At 57.4% G+C, this 2,008-nt stretch carries 2 protein-coding genes; both read left to right on the forward strand.

The window, feature by feature from the left end; translation table 11 throughout:
- On the forward strand, nucleotides 1–1,075 hold a 1,075-nt coding region (locus G560_RS0118060), incomplete at its 5' end, for an IS21 family transposase (protein WP_022705675.1).
- Nucleotides 1,072–1,836, forward strand: a complete 765-nt coding sequence (istB, locus tag G560_RS0118065; protein ID WP_022705676.1) for an IS21-like element helper ATPase IstB — start codon at nucleotides 1,072–1,074, stop codon at nucleotides 1,834–1,836. The genes G560_RS0118060 and istB, both read left to right, overlap by 4 nt.
- Nucleotides 1,837–2,008: the final 172 nt, after the last annotated feature.

Raw genomic sequence — 2,008 nt, forward strand, 5'->3', positions numbered from 1 at the left:
GCAAAAGGCGTATTTCTTCGCACTTGATCTCCCCCACAGTGACGCCTGCTTTGTGCGTGCATATCCTGCGGCGGTGTCTGAAGCTTGGGTTGACGGTCACGTCCATGCTTTTGCATTCTTCGGACGGGTTCCACAGTCGGTTCTCTATGACAATGATCGATGCTTGGTCGCGAAGATCCTGCCGAATGGTTCGCGCAAACGGACCAAGCTGTTTAGCGGGTTCCTGTCGCATTACTTCATCCATGATCGCTATGGACGTCCGGGAAAGGGCAACGATAAAGGCGCTGTTGAGGGGCTGGTCGGATACGCCCGGCGCAACTTCATGGTGCCCATCCCTCATTTTGCGACATGGGAAGCCTTCAACCTTTGGCTTGAAGAGCAATGCCGCAAGCGTCAGGCGGATGTCTTGCGCGGTCACAGCGAGAGCATTGGACAACGTCTCGTCCGTGACCTTGATGCCATGATGGATCTGCCTGCATCTCCGTTTGATGCCTGTGATCAGGCCACCGGCCAGGTGAACTCGCAATCCTTGGTGCGCTACAAAACCAATGATTACTCGGTGCCGGTTGCCTATGGCCACCGTGACGTCTGGATCCGGGGCTATGTCGATCAGGTAGCCATTGGCTGTGGTGGCGATGTGATCGCCCGCCACCCCCGGTGCTGGGACCGGGAGGATATGGTCTTTGATCCTGTCCATTACCTGCCGCTGCTTGAGCACAAGATTGGTGCTCTAGATCAGGCGGCCCCTTTGGCGAAATGGGATCTGCCAGAGGAATTTGCGACCCTGCGCCGCCTGATGGAGGCGCGGATGATCAAGGCTGGCCGGCGTGAGTATGTGCAGGTCCTGCGGCTGCTGGAGACATTCGAGATGGCAGACCTACAGGTTGCCGTCAAAAACGCACTACGCATGGGGGCCATTGGGTTTGACGCCGTCAAACACCTTGTGCTGTGCCAGATCGAGAAGCGGCCGCCCAAATTGGATCTGGATGTCTATCCTTATCTGCCAAAGGCCAATGTCGGCACAACGTCAGCGGCCAGCTATATGTCCCTGATGCAGCGGGGCAAGGCTGCATGACCCAAGCCCCTCAAATCTTACTGGATCACCGGCTCAAATCCCTCCGCCTGCCTACGGTGCTGCGAGAATATGGCAAACTGGCCCGCCAATGCGCCACAGAGGGGCAGGATCATGTCCAGTTCCTCGCCCGCTTGGTTGAATTGGAAATGATCGACCGTGAACGGCGGATGATCGAACGGCGCATCAAGGCTGCCAAGTTCCCGGCCGTCAAAAGCCTGGACAGCTTCGACTTCAAGGCGATCCCGGCCTTGAACAAGATGCAGGTGCTGGAGTTGGCGCGTTGCGAATGGATTGACCGGCGCGAGAATGTCATCGCGCTTGGGCCTTCCGGCACAGGCAAGACCCATGTCGCCTTGGGCCTTGGCCTGTCAGCATGCCAGAAAGGCCTGTCCGTTGGATTTGTCACCGCAGCCGCACTCGTCCATGAGCTGATGGAGGCCAGAGACGAACGCAGACTGCTACGGCTTCAAAAGCAGATGGTGGGTTACAAGCTGTTGATCATCGACGAGTTGGGCTTTGTGCCACTGAGCAAAACCGGGGCCGAGCTCCTGTTTGAATTGATCTCCCAACGCTACGAGCGCGGATCCACGCTGATCACAAGCAACCTGCCATTCGACGAATGGACAGAAACATTCGGGTCAGAACGGCTGACAGGCGCACTCCTCGACCGTCTGACCCACCACGTCAACATCCTGGAGATGAATGGCGAAAGCTACCGCCTTGGCCAGAGCAAGGCGCGTCAGGCAACGCCCAAAACCTAAATCACAATTAGCACAGATTGGCCCTGACGGGCCAAAGCATCCGGGCAACCGCCAGCTATCTGACAAGCGCGGCCGCCCGGATGCTGGCGCTCGTCTATACGCTGATTATCCCAACCCCAAAGTGGCAACATTTTGCGCTGCCCTTTGGCTCACTTTTACTCTGCCGTTGACA

This window comes from Pseudorhodobacter ferrugineus DSM 5888, assembly GCF_000420745.1.
In the GTDB taxonomy this organism is placed as follows: Bacteria; Pseudomonadota; Alphaproteobacteria; order Rhodobacterales; family Rhodobacteraceae; genus Pseudorhodobacter; species Pseudorhodobacter ferrugineus.